Annotated in this window: 22 protein-coding genes; 13 read left to right on the top strand and 9 right to left on the bottom strand. The window is 60.3% G+C overall.

Features of this window, described 5'->3' with window-relative positions; all coding sequences use genetic code 11:
* The first annotated feature begins 68 nt into the window (after window positions 1–68).
* The 3 genes from AC3ZU9_RS23415 (at window position 69) to AC3ZU9_RS23405 (ending at window position 5,446) form a co-directional block, all read left to right on the top strand.
* Window positions 69–1,493, top strand: a complete 1,425-nt coding sequence (locus AC3ZU9_RS23415) for a gamma-aminobutyraldehyde dehydrogenase (RefSeq protein WP_490091416.1) — start codon at window positions 69–71, stop codon at window positions 1,491–1,493.
* A 100-nt stretch (window positions 1,494–1,593) separates the two neighbouring features.
* On the top strand, window positions 1,594–3,456 hold the full coding sequence (locus tag AC3ZU9_RS23410; protein WP_490091415.1) for a flavin monoamine oxidase family protein: 1,863 nt from the start codon (window positions 1,594–1,596) through the stop codon (window positions 3,454–3,456).
* A 364-nt stretch (window positions 3,457–3,820) separates the two neighbouring features.
* The gene (locus AC3ZU9_RS23405; RefSeq protein ID WP_012722537.1) at window positions 3,821–5,446 is read left to right on the top strand and encodes a glucan biosynthesis protein D; all 1,626 of its coding nucleotides are present in this window, start codon (window positions 3,821–3,823) and stop codon (window positions 5,444–5,446) included.
* A gap of 53 nt (window positions 5,447–5,499) precedes the next feature.
* Here AC3ZU9_RS23405 and AC3ZU9_RS23400 read toward each other — a convergent pair whose 3' ends face one another.
* The 3 genes from AC3ZU9_RS23400 to AC3ZU9_RS23390 all read right to left on the bottom strand — a co-directional run bounded on the left by AC3ZU9_RS23400 (window position 5,500) and on the right by AC3ZU9_RS23390 (window position 9,091).
* A complete protein-coding gene (locus AC3ZU9_RS23400; RefSeq protein ID WP_012722536.1) occupies window positions 5,500–5,685 on the bottom strand; it encodes a hypothetical protein in 186 nt (61 codons plus the stop codon).
* A gap of 270 nt (window positions 5,686–5,955) precedes the next feature.
* Complete coding sequence (locus AC3ZU9_RS23395; protein ID WP_012722535.1) at window positions 5,956–7,062, bottom strand: NADH:flavin oxidoreductase/NADH oxidase; 1,107 nt, start codon at window positions 7,060–7,062, stop codon at window positions 5,956–5,958.
* A gap of 127 nt (window positions 7,063–7,189) precedes the next feature.
* On the bottom strand, window positions 7,190–9,091 hold the full coding sequence (locus AC3ZU9_RS23390) for a potassium transporter Kup (RefSeq protein WP_490091414.1): 1,902 nt from the start codon (window positions 9,089–9,091) through the stop codon (window positions 7,190–7,192).
* 412 nt (window positions 9,092–9,503) lie between these two features.
* On the opposite strand from AC3ZU9_RS23390, the gene AC3ZU9_RS23385 reads away from it, so the two are divergent.
* The 7 genes from AC3ZU9_RS23385 (at window position 9,504) to tsaA (ending at window position 14,288) form a co-directional block, all read left to right on the top strand.
* Window positions 9,504–9,827 (top strand): type II toxin-antitoxin system RelE/ParE family toxin, encoded by a 324-nt coding sequence (locus AC3ZU9_RS23385; protein WP_093541975.1) that lies wholly within the window; start codon window positions 9,504–9,506, stop codon window positions 9,825–9,827.
* On the top strand, window positions 9,824–10,159 hold the full coding sequence (locus AC3ZU9_RS23380) for an addiction module antidote protein (protein WP_093541978.1): 336 nt from the start codon (window positions 9,824–9,826) through the stop codon (window positions 10,157–10,159). Before AC3ZU9_RS23385 ends, AC3ZU9_RS23380 begins: the two co-directional genes overlap by 4 nt.
* Window positions 10,160–10,340: 181 nt before the next feature.
* The gene (rimO, locus tag AC3ZU9_RS23375) at window positions 10,341–11,681 is read left to right on the top strand and encodes a 30S ribosomal protein S12 methylthiotransferase RimO (RefSeq protein ID WP_012722533.1); all 1,341 of its coding nucleotides are present in this window, start codon (window positions 10,341–10,343) and stop codon (window positions 11,679–11,681) included.
* Between the two features lie 97 nt (window positions 11,682–11,778).
* Window positions 11,779–12,246 carry a GNAT family N-acetyltransferase gene (locus AC3ZU9_RS23370; RefSeq protein ID WP_012722532.1) on the top strand — a complete coding sequence of 156 codons (468 nt, stop codon included), beginning with the start codon at window positions 11,779–11,781 and terminating at the stop codon, window positions 12,244–12,246.
* Window positions 12,247–12,348: 102 nt separating this feature from the next.
* Window positions 12,349–13,059 carry an rRNA pseudouridine synthase gene (locus AC3ZU9_RS23365; protein WP_012722531.1) on the top strand — a complete coding sequence of 237 codons (711 nt, stop codon included), beginning with the start codon at window positions 12,349–12,351 and terminating at the stop codon, window positions 13,057–13,059.
* 68 nt (window positions 13,060–13,127) lie between these two features.
* Window positions 13,128–13,589, top strand: coding sequence for a YehS family protein (locus tag AC3ZU9_RS23360; protein WP_012722530.1), 462 nt, complete (start codon window positions 13,128–13,130; stop codon window positions 13,587–13,589).
* Window positions 13,590–13,592: 3 nt separating this feature from the next.
* Complete coding sequence (tsaA, locus tag AC3ZU9_RS23355; protein WP_012722529.1) at window positions 13,593–14,288, top strand: tRNA (N6-threonylcarbamoyladenosine(37)-N6)-methyltransferase TrmO; 696 nt, start codon at window positions 13,593–13,595, stop codon at window positions 14,286–14,288.
* A 62-nt stretch (window positions 14,289–14,350) separates the two neighbouring features.
* Here tsaA and fpr read toward each other — a convergent pair whose 3' ends face one another.
* Window positions 14,351–15,130 (bottom strand): ferredoxin-NADP reductase, encoded by a 780-nt coding sequence (gene fpr, locus AC3ZU9_RS23350; RefSeq protein ID WP_003189055.1) that lies wholly within the window; start codon window positions 15,128–15,130, stop codon window positions 14,351–14,353.
* 125 nt (window positions 15,131–15,255) lie between these two features.
* Between fpr and AC3ZU9_RS23345 the strand changes: the two genes are divergently transcribed.
* Complete coding sequence (locus AC3ZU9_RS23345; RefSeq protein WP_012722528.1) at window positions 15,256–16,182, top strand: LysR family transcriptional regulator; 927 nt, start codon at window positions 15,256–15,258, stop codon at window positions 16,180–16,182.
* Between the two features lie 3 nt (window positions 16,183–16,185).
* Here the strand turns inward: AC3ZU9_RS23345 and AC3ZU9_RS23340 are convergent, their stop codons facing one another.
* The 3 genes from AC3ZU9_RS23340 to AC3ZU9_RS23330 all read right to left on the bottom strand — a co-directional run bounded on the left by AC3ZU9_RS23340 (window position 16,186) and on the right by AC3ZU9_RS23330 (window position 18,247).
* Complete coding sequence (locus AC3ZU9_RS23340) at window positions 16,186–16,554, bottom strand: diacylglycerol kinase (protein ID WP_173390397.1); 369 nt, start codon at window positions 16,552–16,554, stop codon at window positions 16,186–16,188.
* 69 nt (window positions 16,555–16,623) lie between these two features.
* Window positions 16,624–17,274 (bottom strand): response regulator transcription factor ErdR, encoded by a 651-nt coding sequence (gene erdR / locus AC3ZU9_RS23335; protein ID WP_012722526.1) that lies wholly within the window; start codon window positions 17,272–17,274, stop codon window positions 16,624–16,626.
* 253 nt (window positions 17,275–17,527) lie between these two features.
* On the bottom strand, window positions 17,528–18,247 hold the full coding sequence (locus AC3ZU9_RS23330; protein ID WP_012722525.1) for a tRNA-uridine aminocarboxypropyltransferase: 720 nt from the start codon (window positions 18,245–18,247) through the stop codon (window positions 17,528–17,530).
* 179 nt (window positions 18,248–18,426) lie between these two features.
* On the opposite strand from AC3ZU9_RS23330, the gene AC3ZU9_RS23325 reads away from it, so the two are divergent.
* Both AC3ZU9_RS23325 and AC3ZU9_RS23320 read left to right on the top strand, forming a co-directional pair.
* The gene (locus AC3ZU9_RS23325) at window positions 18,427–18,867 is read left to right on the top strand and encodes a PA3611 family quorum-sensing-regulated virulence factor (RefSeq protein ID WP_034102440.1); all 441 of its coding nucleotides are present in this window, start codon (window positions 18,427–18,429) and stop codon (window positions 18,865–18,867) included.
* Between the two features lie 377 nt (window positions 18,868–19,244).
* Window positions 19,245–20,357, top strand: a complete 1,113-nt coding sequence (locus AC3ZU9_RS23320; RefSeq protein WP_012722523.1) for an LOG family protein — start codon at window positions 19,245–19,247, stop codon at window positions 20,355–20,357.
* A gap of 243 nt (window positions 20,358–20,600) precedes the next feature.
* On the opposite strand, the gene recX is transcribed toward AC3ZU9_RS23320, so the two are convergent.
* Window positions 20,601–21,068, bottom strand: coding sequence for a recombination regulator RecX (recX, locus tag AC3ZU9_RS23315; RefSeq protein WP_012722522.1), 468 nt, complete (start codon window positions 21,066–21,068; stop codon window positions 20,601–20,603).
* Between the two features lie 8 nt (window positions 21,069–21,076).
* On the bottom strand, window positions 21,077–21,604 hold a 528-nt coding region (locus AC3ZU9_RS23310; protein ID WP_490091413.1), incomplete at its 5' end, for a recombinase RecA family protein.

The following is a 21,604-nucleotide window of genomic DNA, read 5'->3' as shown; positions in this document are numbered from 1 at the left end:
GCAAGCCCCTCCCACATTTAGAGCCAGTTTATTCAAGGAAATAACAATAGTTTGTGGAGAGCTGAACCATGCAAACCAAATTACTGATCAACGGCCAACTGATCGAAGGCGAAGGCCCGGCCCAAGCCGTATTCAACCCGGCCCTCGGCCGCGTACTGGTAGAAATCAAGGAAGCCAGCGAAGCCCAGGTCGACGCCGCCGTGCGCGCCGCCGATGCGGCGTTCGAAGGTTGGTCGCAAACCGCGCCCAAGGATCGCTCGCTGCTGCTGCTGAAATTGGCAGATGCGATCGAAGCCCACGGTGAAGAGTTGGCCAAGCTGGAGTCGGACAACTGCGGCAAGCCCTACAGCGCCGCGCTCAATGATGAAATCCCGGCGATTGCCGACGTGTTCCGCTTCTTTGCCGGCGCCAGCCGTTGCATGAGCGGTTCGGCGGGCGGTGAATATTTGCCCGGCCACACCTCGATGATCCGCCGCGACCCGGTGGGCGTGATCGCGTCCATCGCACCGTGGAATTACCCGTTGATGATGGTCGCCTGGAAAATCGCCCCGGCCCTGGCCGCCGGTAATACCGTGGTGCTCAAGCCGTCGGAACAAACCCCGCTGACCGCGCTGCGGATGGTCGAACTGGCGGCGGATATCTTCCCGGCCGGCGTGCTCAACCTGGTGTTCGGCCGTGGGCCGACAGTGGGCAACCCGCTGGTGACTCATCCTAAAGTGCGCATGGTGTCACTGACCGGCTCCATCGCCACCGGCGCGAATATCATCTCCAGCACCGCCGACAGCGTGAAGCGCATGCACATGGAACTGGGCGGCAAGGCGCCGGTGATCATCTTCAACGACGCGGATATCGACGCGGCCGTGGAAGGCATTCGCACTTTCGGCTTCTACAACGCCGGCCAGGATTGCACCGCTGCGTGCCGGATTTACGCGCAAGCGGCGATCTACGATGCGTTTGTCGAGAAGCTCGGCGCAGCGGTCGCCAGCATCAAATATGGCTTGCAGGATGATCCGGCCACCGAGTTGGGCCCTTTGATTACCGCGCAACATCGCGACCGTGTCGCCGGGTTTGTCGAGCGCGCCGTGGCACAGCCGCACATCCGCCTGGTCACCGGCGGCAAGGCGGTGGAAGGTAATGGCTACTTCTTTGAACCGACCGTGCTGGCCGACGCTCAGCAGGACGACGAGATCGTGCGCCGCGAGGTGTTCGGCCCGGTGGTATCGGTGACCAAGTTCACCGATGAAGCGCAGGTGCTGGGCTGGGCCAATGATTCGGACTACGGCCTGGCGTCATCCGTGTGGACCGCCGAAGTAGGACGCGCCCATCGCTTGGCCGCGCGCCTGCAGTACGGCTGCACCTGGGTGAACACCCACTTCATGCTCGTCAGCGAAATGCCCCACGGCGGTCAGAAACTGTCGGGGTATGGCAAGGATATGTCCATGTACGGGTTGGAGGACTACACCACCGTTCGCCATGTGATGTTCAAGCACTGACGAGGAGCGAGCTTACTGTGGCGAGGGCGCTTGCTCCCTCGCCATAACAATGCGCTCCGACAACGCCGCTCTCATAACAATAAAATTCAGGTTCTCCCCCATGGATATCACCCGCCGCGACTTCCTCAACGGCGTCGCTGTCACTATTGCCGCCGGTATGACCCCGCTGCAAATCCTGCACGCCGCCCCCGACGGCCGCTACTACCCACCCGCCCTCACCGGCTTGCGCGGCAGCCATGTCGGCTCGTTCGAAGTGGCGCACCAGATGGGTTGGGAGAAGAAGGTGTTCGACACCGATAAGCTGCCGATCACCGAGGACTATGACCTGGTGGTCGTCGGCGGCGGCTTGAGCGGTTTGTCGGCGGCGTGGTTCTACCGTGAGAAGCACCCCAAAGCGAAGATCCTGATCCTGGAAAACCACGACGACTTCGGCGGCCATGCCAAGCGCAATGAGTTCCAGGCCGGTGGCCGCATGCTCATCGGCTACGGCGGCAGCGAGGCGTTCCAGTCGCCCAACCACCTGTACAGCAAGGAAGTGAACGGGCTGTTGAAGAAACTCGGGGTAAACATCAAGCGCTTCGAAACCGCCTTTGACCGTCAGTTCTACCCAAGCCTTGGGCTGTCGCGCGGGGTGTTTTTCGACCAGGAAAACTTCGGCGAAGACAAACTGGTGACCGGCGACCCGACGCCGATGGTCGCCGATGACATCGCGCCGGACCAACTGAATGCGCGGGCCATCAGCGATTTCATCAATGACTTCCCATTGCCGCCGGCTGACCGCCAGGCCCTGATCGCCCTGCACACGGCGCCCAAGGACTACCTGCCGGGCAAGTCTGCCGAAGAAAAGGCCGACTACCTGGCGGCCACCAGCTACCGCGATTTCCTGCTCAAGAACGTAGGGTTGTCGGAAGGTGCAGTGAAGTATTTCCAGAGCCGTACCAATGACTTCATGGCCCTGAGCATCGATGCAGTCGCCTCGTCCGATGCCTACAGCGTGGGTTTTCCGGGCTTTGCCGGGATGAACCTGGCGCCGATCAGCGAAGAGGCGGCGGCGGAAATGGAAGAGCCCTACATCTACCACTTCCCGGATGGCAATGCGTCGGTGGCGCGGTTGCTGGTGCGCAGCCTGATCCCAGGTGTGGCGCCGGGGCACACCATGGACGATATCGTGCTGGCGGCGTTTGACTACGCCAAGCTCGACCAGCCCAAGGCGGCCGTGCGGTTGCGCCTGAACAGCACGGCGGTCAGCGTGCGTAACGTCGGCGATAGCGTGCACATCGGCTACAGCCGTGGCGGACAACTCGCACAGGTACGCGGCAAACGCTGCATCCTGGCCTGCTACAACATGATGATTCCGTATCTGTTGAAGGATTTACCGGCGCCGCAAGCCCACGCGCTGAGCCAGAACGTGAAGTACCCGCTGGTGTACACCAAGGTGGTGATCCGCAACTGGCAGTCGTTCCAGACACTCGGCGTGCATGAAATTTATGCGGCGACCCAGCCTTACAGCCGGATCAAGCTGGACTACCCGGTGAGCATGGGCGGCTACGACCACCCGCGTGACCCGACGCAGCCGATTGGCTTGCACATGGTCTACGTGCCCACCAGTCCCAACAGCGGCATGAACGCCCGCGACCAGGCCCGTGCCGGGCGGGGCAAGTTGTATGGGCAGACGTTCGAACAGTTGGAAGCGCAGTTGCGTGATCAGTTGCAGCGCATGCTGGGGCCGGGAGGGTTCAACCATGAGACCGATATTCTGGCGATCACTGTCAACCGCTGGTCACATGGGTATGCGAGCTTCTCTAACAGTCTGTTTGATGACGCCGATGAAAGCGAAGCGTGGATGAACCTGGCGCGCAAGCCGGTGGGGCACGTGAGCATCGCCAACTCGGACGCGGCGTGGAGTGCGTATGCGCATGCAGCGATTGATGAGGCTTACCGCGCAGTGGGTGAAGTGAGCTGAACTGAGGACTTGTAGTGAGCGGGCTTGCCCCGCGCTGGGCAGCGAAGCGGCCCTAACCGGATCACCGCATGCCTTCAGGTATTTCGCGGCGCCTGGATTTGGGGCTGCTTCGCCGCCCAGCGCGGGGCAAGCCCGCTCACTACAGGGCTGCCTGACAATTGCAAAGGTCTTGTGGAAATGTCTTGTCGCATTTGCAACGCCATCACCCCGCTATCAATCAATTTTCCTACGTCATCGAACCGCTTAAGCTATCCGGCGTCTGTTTAATGTCCGTTGCGTTTGGCCGAAGGCATGTCCGAACCGTAATTTCTGATCCAGCACGTGCCAGGAACGGCGCGGGATTTGCTCACGACAGGTTGTCTCTATGCACCGCAGGAATTTGCTCAAAGCGTCCATGGCCATTGCGGCTTACACCGGTTTATCCGCCAGCGGCCTGCTTGCCGCCCAGGCCTGGGCCGGGAACCGTGCCGCCGATGGCAAGGCCGTGGCGTTCGATTTCGAATCGCTCAAGGCCCAGGCCAAACAACTCGCCGGAACCGCTTACAAAGACACCCGACAGGTGCTGCCGCCGACCCTGGCGACCATGACCCCGCAGAATTTCAATGCCATCGGCTACGACGGCAACCATTCGCTGTGGAAGGAATTGAACGGCCAACTCGACGTGCAGTTCTTCCACGTCGGCATGGGGTTCAAGACGCCGGTGCGCATGCACAGCGTCGACCCCAAGACCCGTGAAGCGCGTGAGGTGCATTTCCGCCCTTCGCTGTTCAATTATGAAAAAACCACGGTCGACACTAAGCAATTGACCGGCGATCTCGGTTTCTCCGGCTTCAAGCTGTTCAAGGCACCCGAACTGGACCGGCATGACGTGCTGTCATTCCTCGGCGCCAGCTACTTCCGTGCGGTGGATTCAACCGGTCAGTACGGCCTGTCGGCCCGTGGCCTGGCCATCGACACTTACGCGAAAAAACGCGAAGAATTCCCCGACTTCACACAGTTCTGGTTTGAAACCCCGGACAAGAACGCCACTCGCTTCGTGGTCTACGCCCTGCTCGACTCGCCCAGCGCGACCGGCGCCTATCGCTTCGACATCGACTGCCAGGCCAACCAGGTGGTGATGGCCATCGACGCCCATATCAATGCGCGCACCACCATCGAACAACTGGGCATCGCGCCGATGACCAGCATGTTCAGCTGCGGCACCCACGAGCGCCGCATGTGCGACACCATCCACCCGCAAATCCACGACTCGGACCGCCTGGCGATGTGGCGCGGCAACGGTGAGTGGATCTGCCGCCCGCTGAATAACCCGGCCAAGCTGCAATTCAACGCGTTTGCCGATACAGACCCGAAAGGCTTCGGCCTGGTGCAGACCGACCATGAGTTCGCCAGCTACCAGGACACGGTGGACTGGTACAGCAAGCGCCCGAGCCTGTGGGTCGAACCGACCACCGCATGGGGCGAAGGCTCGATCGACCTGTTGGAAATTCCTACCACCGGCGAGACCCTCGATAACATCGTGGCCTTCTGGACCCCGAAAAAACCCGTGGCGGCCGGCGATTCGCTGAACTACGGCTACAAGCTGTACTGGAGCGCGCTGCCACCGGTGAGCACGCCGCTGGCGCAGGTCGATGCCACCCGTTCCGGCATGGGCGGCTTTACCGAAGGCTGGGCACCGGGTGAGCACTACCCGGAAGTCTGGGCCCGCCGATTTGCCGTGGACTTCAAGGGGGGCGGCCTGGATCGCCTGCCAGCGGGCACCGGGATCGAGCCAGTGGTGACCTGTTCCCACGGCGAAGTGAAGGACTTCAGCGTGCTGGTACTCGACAACATCAAGGGCTACCGCATCCTGTTTGACTGGTACCCGACCAGCGACAGCGTGGAACCGGTGGAACTGCGCCTGTTTATCCGCACGCAAGACCGCACCTTGAGTGAAACCTGGCTGTATCAGTACTTCCCGCCGGCACCCGAGGCGCGTAAATACACATGATGCCAACTGTGGGAGCGGCGCACCGCCGCTCCCACAGGGCTCAAAGGCAGGCATCAGAACCGCGACACACTCTTCATCGCCCCAATCAGATACCGCATTGCCACTTGATCGTTCTCGGTCAGGGCGCGGTACTGCGCCAGCAATTCCACTTCATCCGAACTCAACCTTCGCCCCCGTAGAGACACCCTGCGCGTCAGAAAACACACCACCACACCCGCTACACCATAGGACTTGGCCATGGACTGCTTCTCCTGATATCCATCAAAAACTCCTGTTGCCCATTACCCGCCTCCCATGAAGCGCAATGCCTCAGTGAGCAAACCGACTGACTTCCTGGGCCAGAAGTCAGCTTTACCCTAAGCGTAGAAACGATCTCGAAATCTGTGGGATTTTTTTAGAGTATTCACTTAAAAAAGTATCGCGGTAACAAAGACCTACAGCCATTTCCCACGCTACAGCCGTAAAAAACCCACCGGGTCAGGGTGGGCTCTGGTGAAGCGCGCAGCGGCTCAATCCCTCAAGTCAGACTCATGGATCGGCTGGTCACGATGGGTGGCGCGCTGATACTGCGCAGGCCAGGTGGCCTTGCGCCCGCCCAGGTCATCATCGGCATGCAGCGGCCAGTACGGATCACGCAGCAGCTCACGGGCGAGGAAGATGATGTCGGCCTGACAGGTGCGCAGGATGTGCTCGGCCTGGGCGGGTTCGGTGATCATGCCGACGGTGCCGGTGGCCATCCCCGACTCTTTGCGCACGCGCTCGGCGAAGCGGGTCTGGTAGCCGGGGCCGGTGGGGATCTCGGCGTTGGCGGCCGTGCCCCCGGACGAGACGTCGATCAGGTCGACCCCCAGGTCCTTCAGGCGACGTGCCAGCTCCACGGTTTCATCCGGGTTCCAGCCATCCTCCACCCAGTCGGTGGCCGACACCCGCACAAACAGCGGCAGTTCCTGGGGCCAGACTTCGCGCACGGCTTGGGTGACTTGCAACACCAGCCGGATGCGGTTTTCAAACGAGCCACCGTACTGGTCCTGACGCTGATTGCTGATGGGCGAGAGGAATTGGTGCAGCAAGTAACCGTGGGCCGCATGGATTTCCACCACTTCAAAACCTGCGGTCAGGGCACGCTTGGCGGCGGCGACAAAATCGGCGATCACTTGCTGGATCTGCCCTTCGTCCAAAGGCTTGGGTTGGGTGTGCTGAGGGTCGAAGGCAATCGGCGATGGCCCTACCGGCACCCAGCCGCCGTCTTCCGGCTTGACGCTGCCGTGCTTGCCGATCCAGGGCCGATGGGTACTGGCTTTGCGCCCGGCGTGGGCCAGTTGAATGCCGGCCACCGCGCCTTGGGCCGCGATGAAACGCGTGATGCGTTGCAGCGGTTCGATCTGCTCATCTTTCCACAGGCCGAGGTCTTCGGCGGTGATGCGGCCATCGGCGGTCACGGCGGTGGCTTCGGTGAAAATCAACCCGGCGCCGCCGACGGCACGACTGCCGAGGTGGACGAGGTGCCAGTCATTGGCCAGGCCATCGACGCTTGAGTATTGGCACATGGGCGAAACCGCGATGCGGTTGAGCAGGGTCAATTGGCGCAGGGTGTAGGGTTCGAGCAGCTGACTCATGGCGCACCTCTTCTGGGTTCTGTGGGCACTATTCAAACAGTGCTTAGAGCCTAGTCGACAACGCTGGATTGCACAGGGTTCAGAAAGGAAAGCGGGAGCCGATTGCCGGCTCCCGTGCTGCAAAAGCCTACATTTCGACCTGGGTACCCAGCTCGATCACGCGGTTTACCGGGAGTTTGAAGAAGCGCAGGTTGCCGTTGGCGTTCTTCAGCATGAAGGCAAATAAAGCTTCGCGCCAACGGGCCATGCCCTTGATTCGCGAGGCGATGACCGTCTCGCGGCTAAGGAAGTAAGTGGTGCGCATCGGGCTGAAGTCCAGCTCATCGAGGTGACACAACTTCAGCGCTTGGGGCACATCCGGCTCGTCGGTGAAACCAAAGTGCAGGATGACGCGGAAGAAACCTTCGCCATAGGAATCCACCTCAAACCGCCGTGCGGCCGGAACGCGCGGAATGTCTTCGTAGACCACGGTCAGCAGCACCACTTGCTCATGCAATACCTGGTTATGCAGCAGGTTGTGCAACAACGCGTGAGGCACGGCGTCCGGGCGCGCGGTGAGGAACACGGCGGTGCCCTGCACCCGATGGGGCGGTTGCACACGGATACTGCTGATGAAGATCGGCAGCGGCAGGCCACCTTCGTCAAGACGCTCCACCAGCAATTGCTTGCCGCGCTTCCAGGTGGTCATCAGCACGAACAACACGATCCCGGCCAATACCGGGAAGGCGCCACCCTGGATGATTTTCGGCACGTTGGCGGCAAAGTACAGCCCGTCGACCAACAGGCAGCAGACCAGAACCGGCACGGCCAGCACCGGCGGCCATTTCCACAGCAGCAGCATCACCGCCGACACCAGGATGGTGGTCATCAGCATGGTGCCGGTCACCGCGACGCCGTAGGCCGACGCCAGGGCGTTGGAGGACTCGAAGCCCAGCACCAGCAGGATCACGCCGACCATCAGCGACCAGTTCACCGCGCCGATATAGATCTGGCCTTGCTCGGCACTGGAGGTGTGCTGGATATGCATACGCGGGATGTAACCCAGCTGGATCGCCTGGCGGGTCAGCGAGAATGCGCCGGAGATGACCGCCTGGGAGGCAATCACCGTCGCCAGGGTGGACAACACCACCAGCGGGATCAGCGCCCAGCTCGGCGCCAGCAGGTAGAACGGGTTACGCGCGGCTTCAGGGTCGCCGAGCAGCATCGCGCCCTGGCCGAAATAATTGAGCACCAGCGCCGGCAGCACCAAGATGAACCAGGCCCGAGCGATGGGTTTGCGGCCGAAGTGGCCCATGTCGGCGTACAACGCTTCGGCACCGGTCAACGCCAGCACCACCGCGCCGAGGATGGCCACGCCAATGCCAGGGTGAGCCTCGAAGAATCGCACGGCCCACATCGGGTTCATGGCACTGAGCACCTCAGGGTGCAGGGTGATCCCATACACACCGAGGCCGCCCAGCACCAGGAACCAGGTCACCATCACCGGCCCGAACAGCTTGCCGATGTGGTCGGTGCCGTGCTTCTGGATCAGGAACAGCGCCACCAGTACCACCAGGGCGATGGGCACGACCCATTTTTCCAGACCGTCGAAGGCCAACTCCAGGCCCTCAACCGCGGACAACACGGAAATCGCCGGGGTGATCATGCTGTCACCGTAGAACAGCGCCGCGCCGCACAGGCCACACACCACCAGGAAACTGCGCAGCTTCTTGCGCTCCCCCGCTGCCCGTCGTGCCAGTGCAGTCAGGGCCATGATCCCGCCCTCACCCTGGTTATCGGCGCGCAGCACGAACAGCATGTATTTGATCGAGACCACCCAGATCAGTGACCAGAAGATCAGCGCCAGGATCCCCAGCACACCGTCGTGGTTGACCTGAACTCCATAACCGCCGTTGAACACCTCTTTAAGGGTGTAGAGCGGGCTGGTCCCGATATCGCCATACACCACCCCGACCGCTGCCACCAGCATGCCAATCGGCTTGGCGTTTGACTGCTCGGCACCTGCTGCCTGATTACTTGCCTGACCCATCAACCACTCCTGCCCTTTGACCTGAGGTCTTTTATAAACAACGCATCTAAGCTGACCCTAGCATGCGCTGTTTTACTTCTCGTAACAGACGTTTTGTTGACCTTAGGATTTTACCTACCCGCAACGGCGCGAAGCATAGCGCAGCACTCGTCGCATTTCGCTGTTGAAGTGATTTGGGCTCGGTTTTCTGCTGTCATTGATAGTGGTCAGGGCATTTTGGAGTCTTTTCGCCTGCATTGATCACATTACGGCCGGCCGTATATTTTGGCCCGGCTCAGTAGTGCTGCCTTAGCGGCGTAAGCGGGCACTCCCCGGCTGGCTTACCCGATCAATAAATCGTGCTCCTGCATGGCGCGCGCAGTCGATATAGAAACTCAATCATCGCCCTGTCTCTTTTAAGGTACAGTCCTGAATGTACGAAGTGAAACACGTACTATCCGTCAATGGCGTGGATATCTACCAAGCCTGGCTAGACACCGTGCAAGACGCGCGTGCGAAAGCAAGAATCACCACAAGAGTGGACCGAGCGGCCCTTGGGCACTTTGGCATTACCGAGCCGGTGGGTGATGGGGTCTTTGAGATGAAGCTCGACTTCGGACCTGGGTTTCGCGTGTATTACGCAATTCAGGATCGAAGAATTGTTTTCCTATTGGGCGGTGGCTCAAAGGCCAGACAACAGAACGACATCAATCAGGCCAAGGCTCTCTGGAAATCTTACAAGGTGCAGCAACAATGACCACTCGTACTCGTTCTCATGAGGATAGCGTTCTTGAAATGCTTCGAAACGACGAAGCGTTTGCCCTCGAATATCTTTCTGTCGCACTTGAGGAAATCGATGAGGAAGGGGGTGAGGACGCCTTCCTGGTCGCTATCCGTCGAGTCGCGGAAGCGCGTGGAGGCATGCTGAGTTTGTCGCAGAACACGGGGCTCAATAGAGCAAATCTCTACAGATCCATCGCTGTCGGCGGCGATCCAAAGCTCTCCACCCTCCTGAAAGTGCTTCAGGCGTTAGGTGTAGGCATGTCTAAAGTTGTCTCGCACCGCGCGGAGCAAGACATCCGGGTTTAAGAGCGGGGCAAGGGCCGTGCGAATGACCCACTGCAGCACTCGTCGCATTTCCCTGCATAAAGCTGGTCAAGTGCGCTGCCCGTCGCTAGAATTGCGCACTTTTTGATCAGAGGCACACCAAGTGCCCATCCGCAGCCCTGTCGTGCCCGACTGGCGGCGTCATTCAATACCGAGGTTAGACATGTCCACCACCACCGCAAAAGCCAACCCCAAGGTTGGCTTTGTTTCCCTGGGTTGCCCGAAGGCTCTGGTCGACTCCGAGCGCATCCTCACGCAACTGCGTATGGAAGGCTATGACGTTGTGTCCACCTACCAGGACGCCGACGTGGTGGTGGTCAACACTTGCGGCTTCATCGACTCGGCCAAGGCAGAGTCCCTGGAAGTGATCGGCGAAGCCATCAAGGAAAACGGCAAGGTCATCGTGACCGGCTGCATGGGCGTGGAAGAAGGCGCTATCCGCAACGTGCACCCGAGCGTGCTGGCGGTGACCGGCCCGCAGCAGTACGAGCAGGTGGTCAACGCCGTGCACGATGTAGTGCCGCCGCGCCAGGACCACAACCCGCTGATCGACCTGGTGCCGCCGCAAGGCATCAAGCTGACCCCACGCCACTATGCGTACCTGAAGATTTCCGAAGGCTGCAACCACAGTTGCAGCTTCTGCATCATCCCGTCGATGCGCGGCAAGCTGGTCAGCCGTCCGGTCGGTGACGTGCTCGATGAGGCCCAGCGCCTGGTCAAATCCGGCGTCAAAGAGCTGTTGGTGATCTCCCAGGACACCAGCGCCTACGGCGTCGATGTGAAGTATCGCACCGGTTTCTGGAACGGCGCGCCGGTGAAAACCCGCATGACCGAACTGTGCGAAGCCCTCAGCAGCCTGGGTGTGTGGGTGCGCCTGCACTACGTTTACCCGTACCCGCACGTGGACGAACTGATCCCGCTGATGGCCGCCGGCAAGATCCTGCCGTACCTGGACATCCCGTTCCAGCACGCCAGCCCGAAGGTGCTCAAGGCCATGAAACGCCCGGCCTTCGAAGACAAAACCCTGGCGCGCATCAAGAACTGGCGCGAGATCTGCCCGGAACTGATCATCCGTTCGACCTTCATCGTTGGCTTCCCCGGCGAAACCGAAGAGGACTTCCAGTACCTGCTGGACTGGCTGACCGAAGCCCAACTGGACCGCGTCGGCTGCTTCCAGTACTCGCCGGTCGAAGGTGCCCCGGCCAACCTGCTGGACCTGGCCGTGGTGCCGGACGACGTCAAGCAGGACCGCTGGGAGCGCTTCATGGCACACCAGCAGGCCATCAGCTCGGCGCGTCTGCAGCTGCGTATCGGCAAGGAAATCGAAGTGTTGATCGATGAAGTCGACGAGCAAGGCGCCGTCGGCCGTTGCTTCTTCGATGCGCCGGAAATCGACGGTAACGTGTTTATCGACGACGCCAGCGGCCTGAAGCCGGGCGACAAGGTCTGGTGCACCGTGACCGACGCCGACGAATACGACCTGTGGGCTGAAAAGCGCGACTGATCGGTAACCCTGTAAAAAGCCCTGCATCTGATCAAGATGTGGGGCTTTTTTAGGTCTATCGTTTGCCCATCGCCAATCATCGGCAGGGGCAGCGAGCATGCGTCGGCATTCGGTTATCCACACACCTAAAACCAGCGATTATCAAAAACTGACTGAAATATGGGAGTCCTCCGTGCGGGCGACCCATGATTTTTTGCCGGATAGCTACATCGAGCACCTGAGGCACCTGGTGCTGACTCACTATCTGGACACGGTGATGCTGATTTGCACCAAAGACTCGCACCAACGCATCACCGGGTTTGCCGGGGTGGCCACAGGTAAAGTCGAAATGTTGTTTATCGACCCGAAATACCGGGGCCAGGGCCTTGGCCGGCAATTGCTGCGCTATGCGATCGAGCATATGAACGCCGACGAGCTGGAAGTGAACGAGCAGAACCCCCAGGCGCTGGGCTTTTACCTCAAACAGGGGTTCGAGGTGATCGGACGCACGGAGCATGATGGCCTGGGACAGCCGTATCCGTTACTGCGTATGCGTTTGTGCCAGCAGCAACAGCGCAGTGGCTGACGAAACGCAGCGCCCACAAAAAGACAAAGCACTGAAATGGGGCCGGGATTAACCGGCGCCAGGCAGGTACAATAGCCGCCCCCTTTTGTTACGGCCCTTGTCATGACTGACCCCATACGCCTCTCCAAACGCCTTATCGAACTGGTCGGTTGCTCCCGTCGGGAGGCTGAGCTGTTCATTGAAGGCGGCTGGGTCTCGGTGGACGGTGAAGTGATCGACGAGCCGCAGTTCAAGGTCACCACCCAGAAAGTCGAACTCGACCCCGAAGCGAAGGCCACCGTGCCCGAGCCGGTGACCATCCTGATGCACGCGCCAGCAGGTATGGACGCAGAAACGGCGATGGCCTCGATCAGCGCCGAGACCCTGTCCGAAGAGCACCGCTTCAGCAAGCGCCCGCTCAAGGGCCACTTCCTGCGCCTGACCGCCAGCGCCGACCTGCAAGCCAAGGCCAGCGGCCTGCTGGTATTTACTCAGGACTGGAAGATTCTGCGCAAGTTGACCGCCGATGCCGCCAAGATCGAGCAGGAATATGTGGTGGAAGTCGAAGGCGACATGGTTGCCCACGGCCTCAACCGCCTTAACCACGGCCTGACCTACAAAGGCAAAGAGCTGCCGGCGGTCAAAGCCAGCTGGCAGAACGAGAACCGCCTGCGCTTTGCGATGAAGAACCCGCAGCCGGGTGTCATCGCGCTGTTCTGCGAAGCGGTCGGCCTCAAGGTTATCGCTATTCGCCGCATCCGCATCGGCGGCGTGTCCATCGGCAAAGTGCCAGTGGGCCAATGGCGGTACCTGTCCGGCAAAGAGAAGTTCTAAGCCGCTCCCCTATTATCGACATCGCCTGCCTGGGCGGTGTCCACCGTTGAAAACCAGGATTGCCCACCATGATTCACAATGACGTACTGCGCAGCGTGCGCTACATGCTCGACATCAGCGACAACAAGATGGTCGAGATCACCCAGCTCGGCGGCATGGAAGTCACCAAAGAAGACCTGCTGACCTACCTCAAGAAAGATGAGGAAGAAGGCTTCGTGTTCTGCCCGGATGAGGTCATGGCCCACTTCCTCGATGGCCTGGTGATCTTCAAGCGCGGCAAGGACGAAAGCCGCCCGCCGCAGCCGATCGAGACCCCGGTGACCAACAACATCATCCTCAAGAAACTGCGCGTGGCCTTCGAACTGAAGGAAGACGACATGCATGCGATCCTCAAGGCCGCCGAGTTTCCGGTGTCCAAGCCTGAGCTGAGCGCGCTGTTCCGCAAGTTCGGCCACACCAACTACCGGACCTGTGGCGACCAGCTGCTGCGTAACTTCCTCAAGGGCCTGACGCTGCGGGTTCGTGCGTAAGCCATGAGTTACAACGTCTCGCCCGTCGGGTTCGTGCGCTCCTGCTTCAAGGAGAAGTTTGCCATCCCACGCCAACCACAGCTGGCGCCGGCCGCCCGTGGTGTATTGGAGTTGGTGGCGCCGTTCGACGGCGGTGACGCGGTGCAGGGTCTGGAACAGGTCAGCCATGTATGGCTGCTGTTCCTGTTCCACCAGGCGCTGGAAGACAAACCCCGCCTGAAAGTGCGCCCTCCCCGCCTGGGCGGTAACACGTCCATGGGCGTGTTTGCCACGCGCGCGACCCATCGACCCAATGGCATTGGCCAGTCGGTGGTGAAGCTGGACAAGGTGGAACCGGGGCGGTTGTGGATTTCCGGGATCGACTTACTGGATGGCACGCCGGTGCTGGATATCAAGCCGTATGTGCCGTATGCCGACATCGTCGACACGGCCACCAATGACATCGCCAGCGGTGCGCCGCAGTTGATCCCCGTGCAGTGGCTGAAGACCGCCCTGCAACAGGCACAAGGCCATGCACAACGCCTTGGCGAGCCGCTGGTGGAATTGATCGATCAGTGTTTGGCGCAGGATCCACGGCCGGCGTACCAGACACCGGGACCAGAGCGGGAATACGGTGCGCAATTCTGGGATGTGGATGTGCGTTGGCACTATCCGGAGGCTGGGGTGATTTGTGTGCTTGAAGTGCTGCCAGCTAACTGAATAAACCGGAAACAAAATGTGGGAGGGGGATTGCCCCCCTCCCACATTTTTTTGACCGGTGTTTATTTCTCGACGAACGCGCGCTCGATCAGGTAATCACCCGGCTCACGCATGCGCGGCGAAACCTTCAGACCGAAGCTGTTCAACACTTCGCTGGTTTCGTCCAGCATGCTTGGGCTGCCGCACAGCATGGCGCGGTCATCTTCAGGATTGATCGGCGGCAGGCCGATGTCGCTGAACAACTTGCCGCTGCGCATCAGGTCGGTCAGGCGGCCTTCGTTTTCGAACGGCTCGCGGGTCACGGTCGGGTAGTAGATCAACTTGTCACGCAGGGCCTCGCCGAAGAATTCGTTCTGCGGCAGGTGCTCGGTGATGAACTCGCGGTAAGCGACTTCGTTGACGTAACGCACGCCGTGGCACAGGATCACTTTTTCGAAACGCTCGTAGGTTTCCGGGTCCTGGATCACGCTCATAAATGGCGCCAGGCCAGTACCGGTGCTGAGCAGGTACAGGTGTTTGCCCGGCTTCAAATCGTCAAGCACCAGGGTGCCTGTCGGTTTTTTGCTGATGATGATCTCGTCGCCTTCCTTCAAGTGCTGCAATTGGGAGGTCAGCGGACCATCCGGCACCTTGATGCTGAAGAACTCCAGATGCTCTTCCCAGTTCGGGCTGGCAATGGAGTAAGCGCGCATGAGCGGGCGGCCGTTGGGCTGTTGCAGGCCGATCATCACGAACTGACCGTTCTCGAAGCGCAGGCCCGGATCGCGGGTGCACTTGAAGCTGAACAGAGTGTCGTTCCAGTGATGAACACTGAGGACACGCTCGTGGTTCATGTTGCTCATGTACGGGGGACTCCTGGAAATGGGTCTGCGCCAAAGGTGTGGATGCGCAATTGCACAGCATTCTAATGGCGGCGACAATATCTGTTAACTGGATTATTAAGATAAGGGTTATCGGTTATATCGATATGCGATTTACTCTCCGTCAACTGCAAGTCTTCGTCGCCGTCGCCCAGCAGGAAAGCGTCTCACGCGCTGCTGGCCTTCTGGCCTTATCTCAATCCGCAGCCAGCACTTCCATTACTGAGCTGGAGCGTCAATCCAGCTGCCAATTATTCGACCGCGCCGGTAAACGCCTGAGCCTCAACGCCCTCGGCCACCAGCTGCTGCCTCAGGCCGTGGCGCTGCTGGACCAGGCCAAGGAGATCGAGGACCTGCTGAACGGCAAGTCCGGCTTTGGCTCCCTGGCGGTCGGCGCTACCCTCACCATCGGCAACTATTTGGCCACCCTGCTGATCGGCAGCTTCATGCAACAGCACCCCGAGAGCCAGGTGAAGCTGCATGTGCAGAACACTGCCCATATCGTGCACCAGGTCGCGCATTACGAAATTGACCTGGGTCTAATCGAAGGCGACTGCAGCCACCCGGATATCGAGGTGCAAACCTGGGTCGAGGATGAATTGGTGGTGTTTTGTGCGCCGCAGCATCATCTGGCCAAGCGTGGCATGGCGAGCATGGATGAGTTGACCCACGAAGCGTGGATCCTGCGTGAACAGGGTTCGGGCACGCGCTTGACGTTCGACCAAGCCATGCGCCACCACCGCAGCACGCTGAATATTCGTCTGGAGCTGGAACACACCGAGGCAATCAAGCGTGCGGTGGAGTCGGGGTTGGGGATCGGCTGCATTTCGCGGCTGGCGCTGCGCGATGCATTCCGCCGTGGCAGCCTGGTGCCGGTGGAAACCCCGGACCTGGACCTGGCCCGGCAGTTCTACTTCATCTGGCATAAACAGAAGTACCAGACCTCGGCCATGCGCGAGTTCCTGGAGCTGTGCCGCGCCTTCACCGCCGGGGTCCAGCGCAGCGACGAGATCGTGCTGCCGAGCATTGCCTGAGGGTCAGACCAGGATCACGGCCCACACCAGAGTAATCATGGTCAGCGCGACGAACTGGGCGGCGCTGCCCATGTCCTTGGCGTTTTTCGACAGTGGGTGGCGGTCCAGGGAGATGCGGTCGATCGCCGCCTCCACCGCCGAGTTGAGCAACTCGACGATCAACGCCAGCAGGCACACGGCGATCAGCAAGGCCCGCTCGACCCGACTGACATTCAGGAAAAAGCTCACCGGGATCAGGATCACGTTGAGCAGCACCAGCTGGCGGAACGCCGCCTCGCCGGTGAACGCTGCGCGCAGGCCGTCCAGGGAATATCCCCCTGCATTGAAAATACGTTTGATACCGGTTTGACCCTTGAAAGGCGACATAGAGATAGGCAACTGAACCAAAGGAGTGGGGAAACTAGATCACGCAAAGTCAAAAAAGCGTGAAGCGGTGAACGCCTAGTGCTGCGAAATTGACTCAAGTTGTTGCAAGAGCAGCGCCGCCTGGGTACGTGTACGCACGCCCAGCTTGCGGAAAATCGCCGTCACATGGGCCTTGATTGTCGCTTCCGACACGCTCAGTTCGTAGGCAATCTGCTTGTTCAACAAGCCCTCACAGACCATGGTCAGCACCCGGAACTGCTGGGGCGTCAGGCTGGCGAGGCCATCACGGGCGGCCTTGGCCTCGTCGGACACATTGATTTCTTCAAACGCCTGCGGCGGCCAGGAAACATCGCCATCCAGCACGGCGCGCACCGCTTTCTGGATCTCTTCCATCGCGCTGGACTTGGGAATGAAACCGCTGGCGCCAAACTCCTTGGAGCGCACCACCACATCGGCCTCTTCCTGGGCGGAGACCATCACCACGGGGATCTGCGGGTATTGCCCACGCAACAGCACCAGCCCGGAGAAACCGTAGGCGCCGGGCATGTTCAGATCGAGCAGCACCAGGTCCCAGTCGGATTTTTCGGTGAGGCGGGCTTCCAGCTCGGCAATGCTGGCCACTTCGACCAGGCGCACGTCCGGGCCAAGGCCCAGGGTCACTGCTTGGTGCAGCGCGCTGCGAAACAGCGGGTGGTCGTCGGCTATCAGGATTTCGTATGTGGCCATTGATTAAATGATCCTGTTTTTTATGGGAGCCCTGATGGGTTCAGGGTTCGCCAGTACACAAGGCGACAGCCAGGCAGCTATCGCCACAGGGCACGCTCAACGTCAAAAGCCCCTGGAACGACGTCGAAAAATTCACGGTTGCACCCCAATCGGCGCCCAGCATGCCCAGCGTAGCCTGGGGGGTCAAGCACTACGCCCATGGGCATTTTAGCGGCGTGCGGGTTTAGGGTGCCATCATGCAAACGTCGTCTGGTTATACCGCCGTTACATAGGGCGCAAGACGAGTATGGACGATGTCCGTCGGGTCCAGGGGTAATTGGAACTTGGCCGCCAGGTAATGGGTGCTGAACACGTCCAGGTAGGCGTCGAGTACTTCGCAGGCGGCCTGGTCATCCGCCAGCTCAAGGCACAGGGCGGCGACTTCGGCGGTACAGAAGTGGTCGTCGCGCTTGGAACGACGCAGTTTGTAGCGTGACAGCTGTTCCGGCGCCAGGCTGAGTACCGGTAGATGCTCCAGGTAGGGGCTTTTGCGGAACATCTTGCGCGCCTCACTCCAGGTGCCATCGAGCAAGATGAACAATGGGCGCTTGCCCTCTGCCACCGTCACTTCGCTGACGACACGCTCGGGCGCGACGAATTCGCCGGGGAACACAATATACGGCTGCCATTGTGGGTCGGCCAGCAAGGTGAGCAATTCAGGGTCAACTTCGGTACGCGACCAGGCGAACGCCGTGGTGTCGTCGATGACATCGGCGATCAGCCAGCCGGTGTTGCTGGGTTTCATCGGCTCAACGTCATGCATCAGCAGGCACATGGCGGATTTCGCCGCGACCTTGGGCCGCCAGGCACACAGGCAGTATTCAGGGATGACCCGGCAGCCAGGGCAACGCTCGGCACGCGAACCACGGTTGAGGAACGGCCGGACGGCGCGGGCCAGGCGCTGGGTGCGCAGGCGGGAAACGGCGTGGCTCATCGGATGCGCCGTGGGAACGGGTAAATCGACACGGTAAAAACTCGTGGAAGGCGGAAGTGGCCGCAGTTTACCAGCGATACGCCTGGCTGTAGTGGCAGGGGCTCACCTATAATTGCGCGCCACTGAACGCACAGCGCAGTGGCTGGTCTATGCACCAGTAACCGAATCAGGAGAGTTTCATGCTGCGTTCCATGCTGCGTTTTGTCGCCCCATCCGTCGCCCTCGCGCTGGTATTGCCCGTGTGCGCCCAGGCGGCCTCGCTGCTGGAGGCCCAAATGAACCGCAAGCTGCAAAGCGTCGCGGCGGAGAGCAACAAGGACCTGCCCCGGGAAATCGACGAAAAAACCCTGGAAGTCGCCTACACCGTAGAAGGCATGCAGCTGATCGATCACCTCAGCGTCTTGCCCGACCGCGCCGAACAGATGCGCGCCAACCCCAAGGCGGTGTATTTCCAACTGGGCCAGAGCGTGTGCCTGAACAAAGGCTACCGCGAGCTGATGGCCAAGGGCGCGGTGATGCGCTACGAAATCACCGAGAACAAGACCAACCGTCCTGTGGCATCGGTAAAGTTCGTCGAAGCGGATTGCCCGGCACCGGCTGCGGCGAAGAAGAAAAAGTAACCTTGGCCTGACCGTCGCGCGCTGCTGTCCGGTGGCGCGCACTCCCCCCGCTTCAACGCCCTGTGCGCGGCTAAACTCCCTGATGAGTGACCAATAAGCGGTTGCCAGCCAAGGGTTTTTCGGCCCATGATCAAGCCATCCCAACCACCCGTTAACAACGGTTTTCACGCCGTTCTGTAACATTTTCAGGGCAAAAGAGGGTTGCCCTCCTGCGACGTGCAGTGCAAAGGTTTTTAAATCACAAGGAACATACAGAGCCCGTTTGCCGCCTGGCGAACATGTGCAATGCCTTGGGCATGCAGCGACACATGCAGTGTCGCGGCCGCCGGACGAATTTCTCGCCGCAGGCCCCGCCTCTGTGAAGAAGGAGAAGTTGAATGCCTTACGAACCGAATGACAGCCTGCTCCGGCATTTTGAAGAAAACGGCGCCGACCTTACACAGCAGGTCGAAGCCCAACTCCAGCTGATCGCTCCCAACAGCCCTAATATCCCTCTGTATCGCGACATGATCCTCACCGTGCTGCGCATGGCCCAGGACGACCGCAACCGCTGGAACGCCAAAATCACCCTGCAAGCCATCCGCGAACTCGACCACGCCTTCCGCGTGCTGGAACAGTTCAAGGGCCGACGCAAGGTCACCGTGTTCGGTTCGGCACGCACCCCGGTGGAAAGCCCGCTGTACGCCCTGGCCCGAGAAGTTGGCGCTGCACTGGCGCGCTCGGACCTGATGGTGATCACCGGCGGCGGTGGTGGCATCATGGCCGCCGCCCACGAAGGCGCGGGCCTGGAACATAGCTTGGGGTTCAATATCACGCTGCCGTTTGAGCAGCATGCCAACCCGACCATCGATGGCACGGAGAACCTGCTGTCTTTCCACTTCTTCTTTACCCGCAAGCTGTTCTTCGTCAAGGAAGCCGATGCATTGGTCTTGTGCCCGGGTGGTTTTGGCACCCTGGATGAAGCGCTGGAAGTACTGACACTGATCCAGACCGGCAAGAGCCCGCTGGTGCCGGTGGTGCTGCTGGACGCGCCAGGCGGCGGGTTCTGGCAAGGCGCCCTGGACTTTATCCGCAGCCAGTTGGAAGCCAACCGCTACATCCTGCCTACCGACCTCAAGCTGGTACGCCTGGTGTACAGCGCCGAAGAGGCGGTTGAAGAGATCAACCAGTTTTATGCCAACTTCCACTCCACACGCTGGTTGAAGCGTGAGTTTGTGGTGCGCATGCATCACCCACTCAGTGACCGGGCCTTGGCCCATCTGCAGAGTGAGTTTGCCAGCCTGCGGTTGAGCGGGGAGTTTCAGCAGCTTGCGTACACCGGCGAGGAGCATGATGAGCCGAGGTTCGGCCATTTGACGCGGTTGGTGTTCAACTTCAATGGTCGCGATCAGGGGCGGTTGCGCGAGTTGGTGGATTACATCAACTTGCCGGAGAACTGGGCGCAGGCTCAGGGGAAGGCGCAGCAGCGGGTGGCACCGGAGCCGGCTTGATTTTTTGAGGGCAAAAAAAAAGACCCACTATTTTCATAGTGGGTCTTTTTTGGGGGGGCTCAGTGGGGGGGATGGGGGTGATGGTGATGGGGCTGCTTCGCAGCCCAGCGGGAGCAAGCTCCCTCGCCACAACAAGCTCCCTCGCCACAGCTAGCTCCCTTGCCACAACAAAGCTCCCTTGCCACAGCAAGCGCCTTAGCCACGGTACGCCCGCTCACCACAACGGCCTGTACACCGAGATACTCAGTCGTCCATATCTCGACCGCTCAACAAGCGGCTGATCATCTCCATCGAAAACCCGCGATAACTCAGGAATCGCCCCTGCTTCGCACGCTCCCTGGCATCAATCGGAAGATGGCCAGAGAACTTACGTCGCCAGGTGTCTTCAAGCTGCGCCTGCCAACTGATACCGCACTCACGCAGGGCAAGGTCGATGTCCGCACGTTGCAGACCACGTTGGCTCAGCTCTTCACGGATGCGCGCTGGGCCGTAGCCGGAGCGGGCTCGGTAGGAGACAAAACTTTCAAGGTAACGAGACTCGGAAAGCAGCCCCTCTTCCGTCAAGCGGTCGAGGGCAGTTTCGATCATCTCGGGCTCCGCGCCGCGCTGACGCAATTTACGCGTCAGCTCGACTCGACCATGCTCGCGGCGAGCGAGCAGGTCCATTGCGGTGCGCCGAACGGCGACGAGTGTATCCAGTACAACAGTCATCGTTTGCTTCAGATGTCAGTGTCAGCTTCTTCAACTTCTGCAACCGGTTCACGGTTGGCGGCAGCTTTCACGTCTGGTGCTGCAGTCAGCAGCTTGTCGCGAATCTGCTTTTCAAGCGTGGCAGCGATGTCCGGGTTGTCCGCCAGGAACTTGGCCGAGTTGGCCTTGCCTTGGCCGATCTTGCTGCCGTTGTAGGCATACCATGCACCGGATTTCTCGACGAAACCGTGCAGCACGCCCAGGTCGATCATCTCGCCGTTCAGGTAGATACCCTTGCCGTAGAGAATCTGGAACTCAGCCTGACGGAAAGGCGGTGCCACTTTGTTCTTCACGACTTTAACGCGGGTTTCGCTACCCACCACCTCGTCACCTTCTTTCACCGCGCCGGTACGGCGGATATCCAGACGGACCGAAGCGTAGAACTTCAGCGCGTTACCACCGGTGGTGGTTTCCGGGCTACCGAACATCACGCCGATTTTCATACGGATCTGGTTGATGAAGATCACCAGGCAGTTGGCGTTCTTGATGTTACCGGT

Source organism: Pseudomonas sp. A39, assembly GCF_058145955.1.
This window is presented reverse-complemented; position numbering and strand designations above follow the sequence as displayed.

Coding starts and splice junctions, on each gene's coding strand:
- AC3ZU9_RS23415 (WP_490091416.1), top strand. CDS start 69: ATGCAAACCAAATTACTGATCAACGGCCAACTGATCGAAGGCGAAGGC.
- AC3ZU9_RS23410 (WP_490091415.1), top strand. CDS start 1,594: ATGGATATCACCCGCCGCGACTTCCTCAACGGCGTCGCTGTCACTATT.
- AC3ZU9_RS23405 (WP_012722537.1), top strand. CDS start 3,821: ATGCACCGCAGGAATTTGCTCAAAGCGTCCATGGCCATTGCGGCTTAC.
- AC3ZU9_RS23400 (WP_012722536.1), bottom strand. CDS start 5,685: ATGGCCAAGTCCTATGGTGTAGCGGGTGTGGTGGTGTGTTTTCTGACG.
- AC3ZU9_RS23395 (WP_012722535.1), bottom strand. CDS start 7,062: ATGAGTCAGCTGCTCGAACCCTACACCCTGCGCCAATTGACCCTGCTC.
- AC3ZU9_RS23390 (WP_490091414.1), bottom strand. CDS start 9,091: ATGGGTCAGGCAAGTAATCAGGCAGCAGGTGCCGAGCAGTCAAACGCC.
- AC3ZU9_RS23385 (WP_093541975.1), top strand. CDS start 9,504: ATGTACGAAGTGAAACACGTACTATCCGTCAATGGCGTGGATATCTAC.
- AC3ZU9_RS23380 (WP_093541978.1), top strand. CDS start 9,824: ATGACCACTCGTACTCGTTCTCATGAGGATAGCGTTCTTGAAATGCTT.
- rimO (WP_012722533.1), top strand. CDS start 10,341: ATGTCCACCACCACCGCAAAAGCCAACCCCAAGGTTGGCTTTGTTTCC.
- AC3ZU9_RS23370 (WP_012722532.1), top strand. CDS start 11,779: ATGCGTCGGCATTCGGTTATCCACACACCTAAAACCAGCGATTATCAA.
- AC3ZU9_RS23365 (WP_012722531.1), top strand. CDS start 12,349: ATGACTGACCCCATACGCCTCTCCAAACGCCTTATCGAACTGGTCGGT.
- AC3ZU9_RS23360 (WP_012722530.1), top strand. CDS start 13,128: ATGATTCACAATGACGTACTGCGCAGCGTGCGCTACATGCTCGACATC.
- tsaA (WP_012722529.1), top strand. CDS start 13,593: ATGAGTTACAACGTCTCGCCCGTCGGGTTCGTGCGCTCCTGCTTCAAG.
- fpr (WP_003189055.1), bottom strand. CDS start 15,130: ATGAGCAACATGAACCACGAGCGTGTCCTCAGTGTTCATCACTGGAAC.
- AC3ZU9_RS23345 (WP_012722528.1), top strand. CDS start 15,256: ATGCGATTTACTCTCCGTCAACTGCAAGTCTTCGTCGCCGTCGCCCAG.
- erdR (WP_012722526.1), bottom strand. CDS start 17,274: ATGGCCACATACGAAATCCTGATAGCCGACGACCACCCGCTGTTTCGC.
- AC3ZU9_RS23330 (WP_012722525.1), bottom strand. CDS start 18,247: ATGAGCCACGCCGTTTCCCGCCTGCGCACCCAGCGCCTGGCCCGCGCC.
- AC3ZU9_RS23325 (WP_034102440.1), top strand. CDS start 18,427: ATGCTGCGTTCCATGCTGCGTTTTGTCGCCCCATCCGTCGCCCTCGCG.
- AC3ZU9_RS23320 (WP_012722523.1), top strand. CDS start 19,245: ATGCCTTACGAACCGAATGACAGCCTGCTCCGGCATTTTGAAGAAAAC.
- recX (WP_012722522.1), bottom strand. CDS start 21,068: ATGACTGTTGTACTGGATACACTCGTCGCCGTTCGGCGCACCGCAATG.